General features: G+C 68.5%; 14 protein-coding genes. 5 read left to right on the forward strand and 9 right to left on the reverse strand.

Annotation, left to right across the window (positions count from 1 at the left end):
- The first annotated feature begins 67 nt into the window (after positions 1-67).
- A complete protein-coding gene (recQ, locus tag Pla175_RS25035; protein ID WP_145291811.1) occupies positions 68-2,299 on the forward strand; it encodes a DNA helicase RecQ in 2,232 nt (743 codons plus the stop codon).
- A gap of 31 nt (positions 2,300-2,330) precedes the next feature.
- Here the strand turns inward: recQ and Pla175_RS25040 are convergent, their stop codons facing one another.
- The 6 genes from Pla175_RS25040 to Pla175_RS25065 form a co-directional block, all read right to left on the reverse strand.
- Positions 2,331-3,005 (reverse strand): hypothetical protein, encoded by a 675-nt coding sequence (locus Pla175_RS25040; RefSeq protein WP_145291812.1) that lies wholly within the window; start codon positions 3,003-3,005, stop codon positions 2,331-2,333.
- 201 nt (positions 3,006-3,206) lie between these two features.
- Positions 3,207-4,499, reverse strand: a complete 1,293-nt coding sequence (locus Pla175_RS25045) for a Gfo/Idh/MocA family protein (RefSeq protein ID WP_145291813.1) — start codon at positions 4,497-4,499, stop codon at positions 3,207-3,209.
- A gap of 84 nt (positions 4,500-4,583) precedes the next feature.
- Entirely contained in the window at positions 4,584-6,590 is a 2,007-nt protein-coding gene (gene feoB, locus Pla175_RS25050) for a ferrous iron transporter B (protein WP_145291814.1), read from the reverse strand.
- Positions 6,591-6,633: 43 nt separating this feature from the next.
- On the reverse strand, positions 6,634-6,885 hold the full coding sequence (locus Pla175_RS26375) for a FeoA domain-containing protein (RefSeq protein ID WP_197527145.1): 252 nt from the start codon (positions 6,883-6,885) through the stop codon (positions 6,634-6,636).
- 235 nt (positions 6,886-7,120) lie between these two features.
- On the reverse strand, positions 7,121-7,612 hold the full coding sequence (locus Pla175_RS25060; RefSeq protein ID WP_145291816.1) for a YiiD C-terminal domain-containing protein: 492 nt from the start codon (positions 7,610-7,612) through the stop codon (positions 7,121-7,123).
- 204 nt (positions 7,613-7,816) lie between these two features.
- Positions 7,817-8,665, reverse strand: a complete 849-nt coding sequence (locus Pla175_RS25065) for a TIGR01457 family HAD-type hydrolase (RefSeq protein ID WP_145291817.1) — start codon at positions 8,663-8,665, stop codon at positions 7,817-7,819.
- Between the two features lie 643 nt (positions 8,666-9,308).
- Here Pla175_RS25065 and Pla175_RS25070 point away from each other — a divergent pair.
- A complete protein-coding gene (locus Pla175_RS25070) occupies positions 9,309-11,399 on the forward strand; it encodes a thioredoxin domain-containing protein (RefSeq protein WP_145291818.1) in 2,091 nt (696 codons plus the stop codon).
- Positions 11,400-11,639: 240 nt separating this feature from the next.
- Entirely contained in the window at positions 11,640-12,170 is a 531-nt protein-coding gene (locus Pla175_RS25075) for a hypothetical protein (protein WP_145291819.1), read from the forward strand.
- 6 nt (positions 12,171-12,176) lie between these two features.
- On the opposite strand, the gene Pla175_RS25080 is transcribed toward Pla175_RS25075, so the two are convergent.
- Both Pla175_RS25080 and larC read right to left on the reverse strand, forming a co-directional pair.
- A complete protein-coding gene (locus Pla175_RS25080; RefSeq protein WP_145291820.1) occupies positions 12,177-12,512 on the reverse strand; it encodes a hypothetical protein in 336 nt (111 codons plus the stop codon).
- Between the two features lie 46 nt (positions 12,513-12,558).
- Positions 12,559-13,740 (reverse strand): nickel pincer cofactor biosynthesis protein LarC, encoded by a 1,182-nt coding sequence (larC, locus tag Pla175_RS25085; RefSeq protein WP_145291821.1) that lies wholly within the window; start codon positions 13,738-13,740, stop codon positions 12,559-12,561.
- Between the two features lie 279 nt (positions 13,741-14,019).
- Between larC and Pla175_RS25090 the strand changes: the two genes are divergently transcribed.
- Together Pla175_RS25090 and Pla175_RS25095 are read left to right on the forward strand one after the other, a co-directional pair.
- Positions 14,020-14,880: an Lnb N-terminal periplasmic domain-containing protein gene (locus tag Pla175_RS25090; RefSeq protein ID WP_231954070.1), complete on the forward strand. Its 861-nt coding sequence runs from the start codon at positions 14,020-14,022 to the stop codon at positions 14,878-14,880.
- A 128-nt stretch (positions 14,881-15,008) separates the two neighbouring features.
- A complete protein-coding gene (locus Pla175_RS25095) occupies positions 15,009-15,461 on the forward strand; it encodes a hypothetical protein (RefSeq protein ID WP_145291823.1) in 453 nt (150 codons plus the stop codon).
- 112 nt (positions 15,462-15,573) lie between these two features.
- On the opposite strand, the gene Pla175_RS25100 is transcribed toward Pla175_RS25095, so the two are convergent.
- A complete protein-coding gene (locus Pla175_RS25100; RefSeq protein ID WP_145291824.1) occupies positions 15,574-16,410 on the reverse strand; it encodes an NAD(P)-dependent methylenetetrahydromethanopterin dehydrogenase in 837 nt (278 codons plus the stop codon).
- Between the last annotated feature and the right edge of the window lie 45 nt (positions 16,411-16,455).

Here is a 16,455-nt window from a genome sequence, read left to right on the forward strand (position 1 = left end):
TGAGCCGGGGCGTCCCCGCCCCCGGCGCATCTCGAACCGCGCCGCCCCCTCGACTACAATCCTCGGCATGACCTCGGCCACGCAGAACGGCGCCGCGCCAACCGACCACACCCAGCGCCTGCTCCCCGTGCTGCAGGAGTACTGGGGCTACGACAGCTTCCGCCCGCTGCAGGCCGAGGCGATGGGGTGCGTGCTCTCGGGTCGCGACTCGGTGGTGGTGCTGCCGACCGGCGGCGGCAAGAGCCTCTGTTTCCAGGCGCCGGCGCTGGCCATGGAGGGGCTCGCGGTGGTGGTGTCGCCGCTGATCTCGTTGATGAAGGACCAGGTAGACGCGCTCACGGCCGGCGGCGCGTCGGCGGCGTTCGTCAACAGCACGCTCAGCGCCGATGAACGCCGCGACGTGGCCGAGCGGGTCCGTTCGGGCGAGGTCAAGCTGCTGTACGCCGCGCCCGAGCGTTTGCTAGCGGCTCGCACGCTGGAGTTCTTGCAGTCGGTCAATGTTTCGTTGTTTGCGATCGACGAGGCGCACTGCATCAGCAGTTGGGGGCACGACTTCCGCCCGGAGTACCGCGGGCTGCGGACGCTCAAGGAGCGTTTCCCCGGCGTCGGCATCCACGCCTACACGGCGACCGCCAGCGAGCAGGTCCGCCAAGACATCGCCCAGCAGTTGGGGCTGCAGGACCCGGAGTTCCTCGTCGGCTCGTTCGACCGGCCGAACCTGCTGTACCGCGTACGCCACAGCCAAAACCGCTTCGGCGAGGTGTGCGATCTGGTCAACGCCCGCAAGGGGGACTCGGGGATCGTGTACTGCATCAGCCGCAAGGAGGTCGACGCCACCGCCGCGGCGCTGCGAGAGCTGGGGGTCCGCGCGGCGCCCTATCACGCGGGGCTCTCGGACAGCGACCGGCAACGCAACCAAGACCGCTTCTTGAAGGAAGAGATCGACGTGGTGGTGGCCACCGTGGCGTTCGGCATGGGGATCGACAAGTCGAACGTGCGGTACGTGATCCACGCCGGCATGCCCAAGAGCCTCGAGGCCTACCAGCAAGAGAGCGGACGCGCCGGGCGCGACGGCCTCGACTCCGAGTGCACGCTGCTGTACCAGCCGCGCGACGCGATGACCTGGCGGCGGCTGATGGCCTCCAGCGGCGAGAACCACGACGGCGCCCTGGCGGCGCTGGCAGGCATGGAGGCGTACGCCTCTGGCGTGGTCTGCCGGCACCGCGCGCTCGTGGGGTACTTCGGGCAAGACCTGGGCAAGGACAACTGCGGCGCCTGCGACATCTGCCTGGCGGAGGTCGACCTGATCGACGACCCGCTGGTCACCGCCCAGAAGATCGTCTCGTGCGTCGCCCGGCTCGAAGAGCGGTTCGGGGGCGACTACACCGCCAAGGTGCTGGCCGGCTCACGCGAGCAGCGGATCGTCGACCAGGGGCACGACCGGCTCAGCACCCACGGGCTGCTCGAGGCAGACGGGGTGAAGGTGATCCGCGGCTGGATCGATCAGCTCATGGGCCAGGGCTACCTGGAGAAGGCGGGCGAGTTCGGCACGCTGGCGATCACCGCCACCGGCTGGTCGCTGCTCAAAGGAGAAGCCAGCCCCCGGCTTGCGCGGCCGGCCGTGAAGAAGGCCGCCAGGCGGGCCGCGTCGGGGGGCGCCGAGTTGTCGCCGGTCGACCAGGGGCTGTTCGAAGCGCTGCGGGCGCTCCGCATGCAGTTCGCCCGCGAGCGCGGGGCGCCGCCGTACGTGATCTTCGGAGACGCGGCGCTGCAAGACATGGCCCGCCAACGGCCGGGGTCGCTCGAGGCGTTTGCCGAGGTCAAAGGGGTGGGCCAAAAGAAGCTGGACGACTTCGGCGACGCGTTTGTCGAGGCCATCGTGGCCTACTGCTCTGAGCAGGGGCTGCCGGTGGAAGTCGAGGGGAGCGCTCCGGCGGCTGACGCCGAGGGCTCGCCTCGGCGCGCTGGCGAGCCGTCGGCGTCGGCCCCCGGAGTCAGCGCCAGCGCGCTGGCCGCGTTCAAGCACTTCCGCGAGAGGAGTTCGATGGAAGAGGTCGCGAAGCAGATGAACCGCGCCCGCTCAACCGTGGCCGGCTACCTGGGGGAGTTCCTCCGCCACGAGCAGGTGACCGACCCCTCGCCGTGGGTCGACCCCGAAACGGCCCGCCGGGTGGAGGCGGCCATCGAGGAGGTCGGCCTCAAGGGGCTCAGGCCGATCTACGAACAGCTTGGCGAAGAGGTGGACTACGAATCCATCAAGGTCGTGGCGACGTGCATCGCCAACCGCCAACATTCGTAGCCCAACGCATCAGCGCGGGGAGCGGCCGCGGTCACGCCGCCTGGCGCACCGCGGTGAACAGCCGGTCGAGCCGGCGGCGGCTGTTGCCCCAGTCGTACAACTGCCCGTCGATGTCGGCCTGGGCGCGTACCAGCGTGGCGGCCCCGTGACGGGCGATCAGGATCGTCATCCGGCCGGTCATGGTGAGCAGGTCGCAGGGGATCTCGGCCTGCAGCGTGCACGACTCGGGTGCTTGCTGCACGTCGCCCAACCGGCAGCCGGTGGAGGCTAGCGCGCACAGCACGCCAACCAGCACGCGCCCCGGGGGCGCGGCGAATTGTTCGTCCCGATGGCGGCCCATCTTGAGGCCGAGCTTGGCGTTGATGGGCTGGGCGATCTTCACCACCACGCTCGAGGGGACGCCGATCATGGGCTGCGTCACCGCGTCCATGATCTGCATGAACTTGTCGCCCGAGAGCCGCCCCTGGCCCTCCTGCGCGGCGCGGTCGATCCGCTGCCGCACTTCGGCGACCGCGGTCACCGCGGCGTAGTCGATCGACTGCGCCCAGTCGAAGCGGCCGGCGGGTTCCACGCCGGCCGGCTCGATCGGCGCGGGGTCGACGGGGGTCGGCTCGATCGGCCGCTGCGCGGACCGGGCCGCGACGCGCGTGCCACACTCGCCACAGAACTTGCCAGCAACGCTGGCGCCGCATTCGGTGCAGTACATGCCTCGTCCCTCGACCGACCCGAACCGAACCGCTGCGCGACGCGATCGGCGCAGCTACTTCAGTGGTATCGGTCCGGGCGAGCCGCCGGCGTCAGCCGACGGAGCGGATCTAGCAGGTTTTTACCCGGGGTGGGCGCTCGGTGGCACGCGCGTCGGCGTAACGCGCTCCGGCGGCTGACGCCGACGGCTCGCCTGAGGGGGTCACACCACCTCGGGCACGACGTAGGGCTCGCGGTATTGGCGCGTGAGCATGGCGTCGGCCTCGGGGTCGCCGACGAACGTCTCCGTCTTGGGGTTGAACTCCAACCGGCGCCCTAGCCGGTACGAGATGTTCCCCAGGTGGGCCAGCGCGCTCGACGTGTGGGCGGTCTCCACGGGACCGTTTAGCGAGGACGCGTCGCGGCTGCGGACCGCGTCGATAAAGTTCTTGAAGTGGCGGCCGAGCGGGTCGCCCTCGCTGCCGGAGGGGCCAGGCTCGCGTTTGGCGCCGAGGAAGGTCTTGTAGCCGTTGTAGCCGTTGACGGCCAAGTAGCCCTCGGTGCCGTAGAACAGGTTGCCGACGCCGACCCCCTGCTCGTCGTTGGTGTCCCAGGGGCGGACCTCGAACTCGATCATCTTCTTGGCGTCACGGTACTTGAAGCAAGAAGAAAGCAGCTCCGGGGTCTCTTTGTCGTCGTCCCACAGGAACTTGCCCCCCATGGCCTGAACCTCGTCGGGGAGCCCGACGCCCAGGCCCCACAGGCACATGTCGGTCTCGTGGACCCCTTGGTTGGCGACGTCGCCGTTGCCGTAGTCCCAGTGCCAGTGCCAGTTGTAGTGCACGTAGCGCTCGGAGTAGGGCCGCTCCTGCGCCGGGCCCTGCCACAGGTCCCAGTTCAGCGTCTTGGGGGGAGTGGCGTTGGGCTTGTTGCCGATCGACGGACGCCGGCGGTAGACCAGGCCCCGGGCCAGGTAGACGTCGCCGATCACCCCGTCGCGCATCTTCTGGACGGCTTCCTGCAGCGCCGGGTTGCTGCGCAGCTGCACGCCGTGCTGCACGATGCGGTCGTACCGCTTGGCCGCCTCGATCATCTTGCGGCCCTCGAACAGGTTGTGCGAGCCGGGCTTCTCGACGTACACGTCTTTGCCCGCCTGGCAGGCCCAGATCGTGGCCAGCGTGTGCCAGTGGTTCGGCGTGGCGACGCTCACCACGTCGACGTCCTTGCGGTCGTTCACCTTGCGGAGGTCGGTCTCGGTTGCCACCTTGCGGCCGTACTTCTTCTCGAAGTCTTCTGCGGCCTTGCGGAGCACTACCTCGTCTGGGTCGCAAAGAACCGCCACCTCGACCCCGGGGACCCTTTCGAGGTGCTCAACGTGCGTCCTCCCCCGTCCGTGCAGGCCCAGCACCGCGGCGCGGATGGTTGAGTTGGCGTCCGTACGGGCAGGGGCGGCGATGGCGGACGCGGCGACCGCGGCGGCGCTCGATTGCAGGAAAACTCGGCGGGTAGCAGGCATGGCATTGAAGAGGGTTGAAGAGTGAGTGAATCAGTGAGTGCGTGAGCCGGGTCGTCCCCGATACGACTCGCGCGGATTGCGTTGTTAGGCGCCTAGTAGGGCCGACGCGGCTGCGTGCGTTCCCCACGCCGCAACATACGCCAGCACGCTCATGTAGGCGAGCTGCAGCGCCGGCCAGGTCCACGTCCCGGTCTCACGCCAGGTGACCGCTTGGGTCGGCAGGCACTGCATCGCCAGCACATAGAATACCAACAAACTCAGGCAGGTGGGAACATTGAAGGCGGGTCCCCCCCCGGGGCCGCGGGCGGCCCGCATCTTGGCCAGCAGCGAGGGCTGGTCGTCGGCGCCGTCGTCTCCCATGCCGTACAGCACCGACAGGGACGAGACGATCGCCTCGCGGGCCGCGAACGAGCTGACCACGCCGATGCTCATCCGCCAGTCGAAGCCCAGCGGGTCGAACACGGGCTGGACAAACCGCCCGATGGCGCCGGCAAACGACCGCTCGAGCTGGGCCTGGCCGATCAGGGCCTGGGCGGCGGGGTCGTCCCCCTGCTGGCGGAGCTGGGCGACCTGCGCCTGCACCTCGGACGGCAGCTCTGACTCCGGCGTGCGGGGGAAGGTAGCCAGCGCCCACATCACCAGGCAGATCAGCAGGATGGTAGTCCCGGCGTTGCGGATGAACGCCCACGCGCGGTCCATGGTCACCAGCAACGCGTCGCGGAGCGACGGGCGGCGGTAGTTGGGCAGCTCGATCACCAGCGGGCGGGGCTGGCCCTTGAGGATCGTCTTGCGGAACACCCACGCCATGCCGAACGCCGCGGCCGCGCCCAGGGCGTAGCAGCCGGCGAACACCGCGGCCTGCGTCAGCGGGCTGCCGGGGAACAGCAGCCCCACCATCAACGCGTACACAGGCACCCGCGCGCTGCAGGTCAGCAGCGGCAGCACCATGATCGTCACCAGCCGGTCGCGGCGGTCTTCGATCACGCGGGAGGCCATGATCGCGGGGATCGCGCAGGCGTGGGCGGAGAGCATCGGCACAAACGCCTTGCCGGGCAGGCCCACACGCCGCATCAGCTTGTCCATCACCAGCGACGCACGCGACAGGTAGCCGGAGTCCTCCAGCAACGCCAGCGCAAAGAACAGCAGACAGATCTGCGGCAAGAAGATCAGCATCCCGCCCACGCCGCCGATCACGCCGTCTGCCACGAAGCTCTGCATCACACCCGGGGGCATCACCTGCTGGGTCCAGCCGCCGGCCCACGCGAACGCGGCGTCCATCCAGGCCATGGGGAACTGGGCCACCCAGAACACCAGCACGAAAAAGCCGGTCATCACCAGCGCAAACGCGCCCAGGCCGATCACCGGGTGGGTGAACAGCGTGTCGAGCGCGTCGGTCATGGCCGCCGCGCGGGGGCTCGTTTCGACGACCGACGCGCGGGTGACCCCTTCGGCCCAGTGGAAACGGGCGGTGTAGCCGCAGCCGCCGCAGGTGGTGCACGCGCAGGAGTGGGGCGCCGAGACCGGCACGGGGCGTTCGGCCAGCAGGGCCGTGATGGCGGACTGTAGTTCGGGGATCCCCGAGCCGGTGCGGGCAGAGACCGCCACGAGCGTGCAGCCAAGTTCTTGAGAGAGCTTCCGCAGGTCGATCCGCACGCCCAGCCGATCGGCCAGGTCGGTGAGGTTGAGCGCGACGATCGTCGGCAGACCGAGCTCCAGCGCCTGAGACACCAGCGGGAGGTTCCGCTCGAGGTTGGTGGAGTCGACCACCACCACCAGCGCGTCGGGCCGGGGGACGCGGGCCTCTTCGCCACGCAGCACGGCGACGGCGACGGCCTCGTCTGGCGACGACGGCTCGAGGCTGTAGACGCCGGGCAGGTCGATGAGCGTCGCGGGGGCGCCACCCAGCTCGATCCGCGCGCGGCGGTGCTCAACGGTGGTGCCGGGGAAGTTTGCCGTGTGGGCCCGCAGCCCGGTGAGCCGGTTGAAGAGCGAGGTCTTGCCGGCGTTGGGGTTGCCCAGCAGCGCTACGCACGGCAGCGCAGCCTGATCGACCACGGGGAGGGTGAGCGCCGGATCGGGCTTGGTAGACATGGCGCCAACGGGCAGCCGATTAAGGACCAGACGGGCGGCCGGCTCAGGCCGCGGGGACAACCGGCACGGCGGCCACCAGCACGGCGGCGGCCAGGTGCGACGCGACGCCGATCCGCGAACCGAGCACGCGTACGATCAACGGGTCGCTGGCCCGCATCACTTCAACCGATCGCCCCGCGCAGAGGCCAAGGGACTTCAGGCGAACCGCGTCGGACGCAGCGGCATCGACAGAAACCACGACCGCACGCCCCCCGCGGGGGAGCTGAGACATTGGGATCGATTCGGCTGGGGTCATCTTGGCGGGAGGTGGAGTTGCTCGGGTGATTATGAGACTCGTTCTCAAGATGCACCAGAGTATACGAAGGGCCGACGCGGGCAGCAATCCCTGACGCACCCCGGCCTGCCGCCCCGGAGCGACCGGCAACGCGGCCAGAAAACCCAGGGAACAGGCGATCGGCAGGGATTCTCGAAGGATTATCGACCTACGCCGGGGGCAAAATCGAGCGTGGGGGCGCCGCTTGCAGCGCAGGTCAATCTGGAAGTTGCACAACGTACGACCCGGTGAACGCGACATCTGGTTCCTCCGGGCCCGAGACCTCGACGATCAAGTCGAGCTTGGCCTGGCGTTTGTCGAGCAGCATCTCGACGAAGTAGCCCATCAAATCGGCCGGAACCGGGTGGCAGCGGGCGATGATCAGCGGGCTATCGACCGGCCGGCGGTACTTGATGGCGCTGCGCCGGGCGACGATCGAGGCCTGGTCTTGCAGCCCCATCGATCGAACTTGCAGGTACGTGGCGCCCCAACCGGCGATCGTGCACAGGGCGTTCAGGCTCCCCGCGAAGGCCGTGCGGTGGTGGTTGCGGTTCTCCTCCAGGGGCATACCGATCACCAGCCCCTCGGCGCCCGCAGAGCGTACCCGCATCCCCATCCGGGCGGTCATGGGGATCTCTCGCTCGATCAGCGCCTGTAGCTCCGCGAGCTCGCCCGAGAGGGGGGGTGAAGAGTCTTCAGGTTCCACCATCGCGCCGTCCCAGATCGCTCAGAAAGCCAGTCCGGCCCTAATCTAGCCGATGGTGGGTCGAGGCTCTAGCTCGGGTCGATTACGGATGAATGCCGCGAAAAGGCACAAGAAAACGCAAAGAGAAAGCCCGCGATGGCGGCAGGCGCCGCCATCGCGAGCTTCTTTTTTTGTGCTTCTTCGTGCCTTTTCGTGGCTATCCTTCCCTTAGGAATGCGCCGCGATCCACTCCTTCATGTCGTGCGGCGTGTCGTCCTCGCGGCGCATCGTGGGGAGCAGTTCCTGCATGAAGCGGTCGGCGTCGCACAGGTCGGCGACCGAGTCGACCACGTAGTCGGGCTGGTAGGCGAAGCGTTTCAGGTCGTCCCGCTTGGTGGTGCCGGTGAGCACCAGAACGGTGCGGTAGCCCATCTGTACGCCGCCGAGGATATCGGTCTCCATCGTGTCGCCGATCATGATGGTCTCGCTGGTGGCCATCCCCATCTCCTTGCGGGCGGTGCGCATCATCACGGGGCTCGGCTTGCCCACGCTAAACGCCTTGACCCCGGTGGCGACCTCGATCAGCGACACAATCGCCCCGCAGCCGGGGCGGGTGCCGGTCATCGTGGGGCAGTTGGGGTCCAGGTTCGTAGCGATCAGCTTGGCGCCGTCCAGCACCATCTGCACGGCCTGCTCGAGCATCTCGAAGCTGAGCGTACGGCCCTCGCCCACCACCACGTAGTCCGGATTCTTATCGACGATGGCGTAGCCGTTGGAGTGCAGCGCGTTGAGCAGCCCCCCCTCGCCGATGACGTAGGCGGTGCCGTCTGGCTTCTGCATCGCCAGGAAACGGGCGGTGGCCATGGCGCAGGTGAAGATGTGCTCCTCGCCCGCCGGGATGCCCATCCGGCTGAGCTTCATGGCCACGTCGCGGCGGGTGCGTTGGCTGTTGTTGGTGAGGAACAAGAAGGGGACGTCCCACTTCTGCAGCATCGAGATGAACTCGATCGCTCCGGGGATCGGCTGGCTGCTGCGGTACACCACGCCGTCCATGTCAATCAAAATGCCTCGACGCATAACATGCCTCAGTAGAGCTGGTTCGCGCGGGATCGCCGCGCGGCGGCCGGTCGCTCCGATAACACCCTCCACCCCTCGCTCGCACGGGGGCCTGGCGGGTCGTACGGGACCGTAGGGGCAGGAGCACGCGGGCTGTTCCGTCCCGCCGGGCCCCGTTACTTGCTCCCAGAATCTCAGCAAGCGAACGACGTGCCAAACCGACCGCTCGACCCCGAACCCCCGGTCTGGGCCCCAAAAATGGAATCCCTAGACCGCAATTCGCTTCTTTGCGCAGCGCCCGGCCAGTTTGCGCAACCGCGACTGCCGGCTTTTTGGGCGTCGACTACGCGCAGCGCGGCGCCAGCACCCGCGCAGCAAAGAGACGATGGCCACGAAAAGGCACAGGAAAGCGCAAAGAAAACATAACCACGGTTAGCACGGATTTCACGGATGGACCACGTCTCTGCGCCGTGCAACAAGACAAACGGCAAGCTGGCTGCGTGCCGGAACAAGCCTTCGGCGTCACTCGATCCGTGTGATCCGTGGTCAACTTTTGCGTGGCGTCAGAGCGCGGTCGCGTCTAGCTTTTTTGTGCCTTTTCGTGGCCCGCTACTTGGTGGCCAACGCGGGTCACGCCGGCGCGCAAAAATGCTAAGTTGGTCGGATGCCCAATCGACTAGCAGACGAGACCAGTCCCTACCTGCTCCAGCACCAGCACAACCCGGTGGAGTGGTACGGCTGGGGAGAAGAGGCGCTGGGCCGGGCGGCTTCTGAGCAGCGGCCGATCTTCCTCTCGATCGGCTACTCGGCGTGCCACTGGTGCCACGTGATGGAGCACGAGAGCTTCGAGAACGAAGCGATCGCCGCGCTGCTGAACGAGCGGTTCATCTGCATCAAGGTAGACCGCGAAGAGCGGCCCGACCTGGACCAGGTTTATATGTCTGCCGTGCAGGCGATGACCGGTCGCGGGGGGTGGCCGATGAGCGTGTTCTTGACGCCCGACCTGCGGCCCTTCTTCGGCGGCACCTACTGGCCCCCCAGCGACCGCGGCGGCATGCCGGGCTTCGACCGCGTGATCTTGGCCGTGGACGACGCCTGGCAGCAGCGCCGCGACGAGTGCCTGTCGACCGCGGCGCAGCTCACCGAGGCCGTCCGCCAAGAGTCGATCCCCTCGCGCGAGGCCGCCCCCACGGCCGACCTGCTGGACGCCGCGGGCCGGCAGCTCGAGCGGGCGTTCGACCCCCGGTTCGGCGGCTTCGGCCCCGCCCCAAAGTTCCCCCACGCGATGGACCTGGGGGTGCTGGTGCGGCTCTGGACCCGCGACCAGCGGCCGGCGTGGCTGGACATGGTCCGGCTGACCCTCGACCGGATGGCCGCCGGCGGCATCTACGACCACCTGGGGGGCGGGTTCGCCCGCTACTCGGTCGACGCCCGCTGGCTGGTGCCGCACTTCGAGAAGATGCTTTACGACAACGCGCTGCTGGCCGGGGCGTACCTCGAAGGCTACCTCGCTACCGGCGACCAGCAGTACCGCCGCGTCGTGACCCAGACGCTGGACTATGTGCTGCGCGACATGACGGGCGCCGAGGGTGGTTTTTTTAGCGCGGAGGACGCGGACAGCCTGCCCCACGGCGCCATGGCTGAGGCCCCGGCGGCCGACGCCGACGGCTCGCCCGGGCATGCCGAGGAGGGGCTGTTCTATACCTGGACGCCTGAGGAAGTAGCGGCCGTGCTGGGGACGGAGCGGGGCGAGCGGTTTTGCCGTGTGTACGAAGTCACCCAAGAGGGCAACTTTGAGGGGCGTAGCATCCTCAACCTGCCGAAGTCGATCGCCCAGCAAGCGGCGCTGCTTGAGGTCGACGAGGCCGAGCTGGCCGGTGAGCTGGCGGCGATGCGGGCAGAGCTGCTGGTGGCCCGCGACGCGCGTCCGCGGCCGGGGCTCGACGACAAGGTGATCGTCGCCTGGAACGGCCTGATGATCGACGCGCTGGCCCGCGCCGGCGCCGCGCTGGACGAGCCGCGCTACACCCAGGCCGCTACCCGGGCGGCAGAGTTTCTGTGGTCGGCGGCCCGCGACGGCGATCGGCTGCTGCACACCTGGCGCGGCGGCCGGGCAAAGCTGGCCGCTTACCTCGATGACTACGCGGCGCTCGCCAACGCGTGCGTTTCTCTTTACGAGGCGACGTTCGAAGAAGTCTGGATCGACCGCGCAGCGAGCCTGATCGATCAGGTGCTCGACCGGTTTGCCGACCCCGCCGGCGGCGGCTTCTTTTACACCGCCAGCGACCACGAGACGCTGATCGCCCGCAACAAGGACCTGATGGACAACGCCACCCCCGGCGGCAACTCGCTGGCCGCCACGGCGCTGCTGCGGCTCGGCCGACTGCTGGGAGAAACTCGCTACCTGGAGGCGGCCGACCAGACGCTGGGCGCCTGCTGCGGCGTGATGGAGCGCGCGCCCTCGGCCGCGGGCCAGGCGCTGCAGGCGCTCGACCTGCAGGTCGGCCCAACGGTAGAGCTGGTGTTCGTCGGCGGGCCGAGCGAGCTAGCGGCCGCGGCGCACAAGAAGCTGTCGCCGCGGAAGGTGGTCGCGTGGCGGGCGGATGCGGAGCAGGGGGGAGCGGCGCGCCTCGACGGGCTGTTCGCCGGCCGCGCCTCGGACGGTGAACCGGCGCTGTACGTCTGCGAACAGGGGGCGTGCCAGGCGCCGATCGTGGGTGAGGCGGCCATCCGCGCGTGGCTCGAAAAATCGTAGCCGGCCTGAGGGCGGGTTGTTATGGTTACGTGTGCTGCGTAGCGAACGCCTCTCTTCAATCCATCCGGTACTGCAATGCCCCGCTCGCCCCTGTTGCTCCTTGCGGCCGCGTTCCTATTGACTGAGGCGAAACTACCGGCCCAGGCCGATCCTCCCAAGGCTGTACCCCGATACGGCGCCGAGCCCGCCGACCGCACTCCCACAGGCCAGCCTGCAAAAATGGTGCGATTGGAGCTGTGGATGATCACCCTCGGCGAGGACGCCGGTCCCGAGGTCCTCGAGTCCGCCGCCCAACCCCTAGCCGGCCGCGACGAAGCCGCGGCCCGCGTCAAGCGGCTGCAAGGAGGAAAGCTGCTCGCCCGCTCGCTTTTCTTCTCTGGGATCACCGTTGATGGGCAACCGCTCCATTGGCAGATGGGGATCAGCGAGCCGACGGTGAGTGCGGTGAGCACCAATCAGAGAGGTAGTTCCTTCAATATCCAGTATCGCGACGTCGGCGTCGTGCTTGAAGCGGATTGCGACGTGCTTTCCGATTCGCGGATTCAAATTGCGCTCAAGCTTCAAGAATCGCACCTGGAGCAATCCGATATCCCGATCCAACAGGTAGCTGGGGAGGAGCCGATCCTCGCGAGCCAGACTGTTTTGTTTTCTCACGCGAGTCGCGTCGTGTGCAACTCCAGCGGCGCTCTGGTAGTCTTCTCTTCGAGCGTAAAGGGCGACGCCAAAGACCGCACGATCATCGTCTACCTGGCCGGGACGATTCTCGAATAGCGGGCCCTACCTCTGGGCGCGGTCGAGCAGCGATTCCAGCTTCGCGATCTGCGCGTCGCAGCGCGCCGATAGCTCTCGCAGGGCGATCAGCTTCGAGTCGATCTCTCCGCGCATCTGCCGGCTCATTTCTTCGAGCTCGACCTGCTGGCGGTTCACCCGCGCATCCGCGTCGGCCTGCACGCCGTCCCACTGGGTGACGGGGCGGTGCTGCACGTCGATCGGCCCGGTCGAACGCCGCTTGGCGGCGCCGAAGAAGCGGTAGCTACGTCGCATCAGGATGTACACCAGCAGCGCGCACCCAGCGATAAACAGGATCTGCGGCGTGATGGCGGCGAGGGGCATGACGCGGTGTGGTCGGGGGGACAGCAGACAATCGGCGGCGCGACAATTATAGGTCGCTGGCGAACGCCGCTCGGGCCGCTAGGTAAACCGCTTCAAGCGGCTGGCCGGCGCCGGCGGCCAAGGCCTTGCAATCCTCGTATTCGGGCGCGAAACGCCGTGTGCCGTCCGGCAGCAGCGCCACCGTGCCGCGCACCTCGCCCCAGGGGGTTTGCGCGGTCCCCTTCTCGCGCGGCAGCACCTCGCGCTGCACCACCTGGCGGCGGAGTCCCAGCGCGGTGGTCTCGCGGAACACGATTCGCGCCAGCGCCTCCGCATCGGTCGGGGCGGCCTGCACCGCAAGCTGCACCCCGGGCCGGCCCTTTTTCATGCCGATCGCGGTGGTCGCCACGTCGAGCGCGCCGGCCTCCCACAGCCGCTCGATGCAGTAGCCAAGCTGCTCGGCCGGCAGGTCGTCGAGGTTGGTCTCCAGCAGCACGATCGTGTCGCACAGCGCCACGGCGTCGGGGTCGGGAGATGTGGTCTCGCCCACCACCAGACGCAGCAGGTTGGGGTGATCGAAATCTTTCTGCCCGGCGCCGTAGCCGATGGACTCGATGTGCATCGCCGGCAGCGGGCCGAAGCGGTCGACCAGCGCCGCGACGATCGCCGCGCCGGTGGGCGTGGTCAGTTCCCCCTCGGCCGCAAAGTCGGCCAGCGGCACGCCGCGTAGTAGCTCCGCGGTGGCCGGCGCGGGGATGCTGCACCGGCCGTGGGCGATCTGCACGAAGCCCGTGCCGGTAGGGATGGGCGAGGCGTAGATCTTCTCGACCTGCAGCAGGTCCCACCCGATCGCGGCGCCGACGATATCCGCGATCGAGTCGACGGCGCCCACCTCGTGGAAGTGCACCTTCTCGATCGTCGAGCCGTGCACCTTGGCCTCGGCCTCGGCCAGGCGGGTGAAGATGGCGGTCGCGAGCTCGCGCTGCGGCGCGGTGAGCGTGCTGCCGTCGATCATCTTCGTGATGTGGTGCAGGTGCCGGTGGGCGTGCTCCGGCTCGTGCTCGACCACGATTTGCGTGGCCCGGAAGCCCCGCTTCTTCACCTCGCTAGCAACCAGCCGGCACGAGGGGAGCCCCAGCGAGTCGATGCCCGCCTGGATGGCGGGGAGTTCCACCCCTGCGTCCACCAGGGCGCCCAGGGTCATGTCTCCGCTGATTCCGCTGGCGCAGTCGAGGTAGGCGATCCGCATGTTCGGTCGTGGGTTGCTGATTTGGGGAAGATTGGCGAAACGCACCCCATGGTAGCAAACTACGAGCGAGCGGCGCTTGGCGCAAACCCAGTAGCTGCCGACCTACGGTCGGCGCGTCGCGCAGCGACCCTATTCCTGGGGCCCCAGTCGAGAGCAAGGGGAGCTCGCACGCGCCGAGCGTAGGCCCGCGGCTGCTTGGACGCAGCCACTGCTTGCGTCCTCGCCGCTCTTGTCTCGGACTGCCGCGTTCGGGTACCGTCCGCCCTCCTCCGTACCTTCGTGCTAGCAGGACCGACCTTGCCGCCGCGTGTTTGCGACCGCCGACTGCCGATCCTTCTGGCGGCGTGCTGCGCGCTGGCGGGCTGCAAGACGGTGGACAAGTCTCTGACGCCCTCGAACCACCGCGACTGGCGCCCCGACCACGCCGTGCTGCCGACCGCCGAGTTCCACGGCGATCAGATCACCGTCCGCAACGTGCGCAACTGCCGGTACCTGGACCGCGACAGCTACGTGGTGGACTACTACGACCTGACGCTCGACTCGAACTCGATCCGCGCGGTCGACTTCATGGTCGCCCCGTTCGGCCCGGTGCCGGCGCTGGCGCACACGATGCTGAGTTTCGAGTTCGACGACGCCCAGGGGAAGCCGCGGCACCTGGCGATGAGCGTCGAGGTGCGGAAAGAACGGGGCGAGGAGTTCGACCCCGCCAAGGGCGCCGCCAACCAGTACGAGATTATGTACGTGGCCGCGGACGAGCGCGACGCGATCGGCGCCCGCGCCCAGTTGTTTGACGAAGACATCTACCTCTACCGCACCCGGGCCACCCCCGCGCTGGCGCGGGCCGTGTTCATCGACATGGCCGAGCGGATGAACGAGCTGCACGAAGAGCCGGAGTTCTACAACCTGTTCACCAACAACTGCACCACCAACCTGCTAGACCACCTGAACCGCATCGAGCCCAACCGTGTTGTGTACGACTGGCGGGTGCTGCTGCCCGGCAAGAGCGACCGCAAGGCGTACGAGGAGGGGCTGCTGGCGACCGAGGCCCCGTTCGAGCAGGCCAAAGCAGCGGCGCACGTCAACCCGCGGGTCGCCGCGGCGGTGAAGTCGGACGATTTTTCCAGCGCGATCCGGCGCTAGAGGAGTTGAGATGATAGATGATAGAGGTTAGATGATAGACTCCCGGGCAGCCTCTCTCTCGGGCTCTATCATCTAACCTCTATCATCTAACCTCTATCATCTAACCTCTATCATCTAACATCTCCTCCATGCCCGGCCCCCCGCCACCGCCGCCCCCTAGCAGTGTCCGCCTCGCGTGTGCGCGCTGCGGGAATCAGTTTAGCGCCGCGCTGGGGACCGACCCGGCCGAGGCGCTGTGTGGCGCGTGCGGCATGGCCGCGGCGACCGCGACTCAGCCGCCGGTCCCCCCACCACCTCCGCCGCCCAAGCCCCCCGCCGCCGCGGCGCCGGATCTCCCTGCCGCGGCGCCGGATCTCCCTGCCGCGGCGCCTAAGCCCTCACCAGCGGCGCCCCCTCCGCCGCCGCCGATCAGGTCGAAGGTCGTCGACGTCAAAGTGCCCGTCGAGACGCCCCCCGCACCCACAAGGCCGATGACCCGGGCCGAGCGCGAGGCCGCCCGGCGGAAGCTCAACATGATCCTGGCGGTCGTCGGCGCCGTGATCTTGGCGTTGGCGTTCCTGCTGCTGTCGCAGTTGGGGTAACCAAGTCGAGCCGGTAGCGCCCCGTCTCAGCAACGGAGCGCCCGGAGGTTTCAACAGACGAAACATCCGGGCGCTGACGCTTCCGGCTCCAACAGTACTTTCCAACAGTGCTTCAGGAGAACAGCTCGCGGGCCAGGGCAAACACCTCGGCGGCGCCCAGCACCTGGTCGTTTGACTCGAAGAGCCTGGCGATGGCGGCGCGGTGGATTTTCATCTTCAAGCCCCCGACGCCGATCGCGCCGTAGCACGCGCAGCCGCCGCGATCGACGGCCTTGTCGGCCATCTCTACCCCGGCGATCCCCAGCGGCGGGACGGCGTTCAGGTCGATCGCTACCCGCAAGGCATCGGACGCGAGCCGGGCGTCGGGCGTGACCAGCTCCACGCCGGGTGGGCCCGCGGCAATCAGCACCTGGGCGCCGTCGAGCGCGTCGGCGATGCTCGCCAGCGGCGTGACCCCCTGGCGACCCATCGCCGCCGCGGCCTGGTCGGCGCGCTGCTGGTTGCGCATCACCAGCCGCACGGGGCAGCCGGCGTCGGTGAGCAGCTCGACGCAGCGCTGGCCTACCGGTCCGGCGCCGACAACGACCGCGGTCGCCTGTGGGCCGAGCTGGGCGTGCCGCCCTGCCGCCAACACCGCGGCCGCGGCGGTGGTGTTTGAGCCGTTGGAGTCCAGCAGCACCGACACCCGCATCGGCCCAAAGAACGCCGCGGTCACGGCCCGCAGCACGCGCTCGCCCGCGGCGACGTCCGACCCGCCGATCGCGATCGCCGTGTATTTGAGGTCGGCGGGCGCGCGGGTGAAGATGGCGCCGTGCACCAGCGCCTCGACAGCGTCGGGCCCCACGGCGCCGTGCCTCAACAACAGGTCCGCGCCGGCGTCTACCGCCACGACCGCGTCGAAGACGCTGGGCTGCGGGTCGGTGTCGAGGCAGAGGAGGATGCGTTTCATCGGTCGTCGGGTGGCTGGGGTCGAAGCCGTCAGGCGCAGCCCCCA

This window comes from Pirellulimonas nuda (assembly GCF_007750855.1).
GTDB lineage: Bacteria > Planctomycetota > Planctomycetia > Pirellulales > Lacipirellulaceae > Pirellulimonas > Pirellulimonas nuda.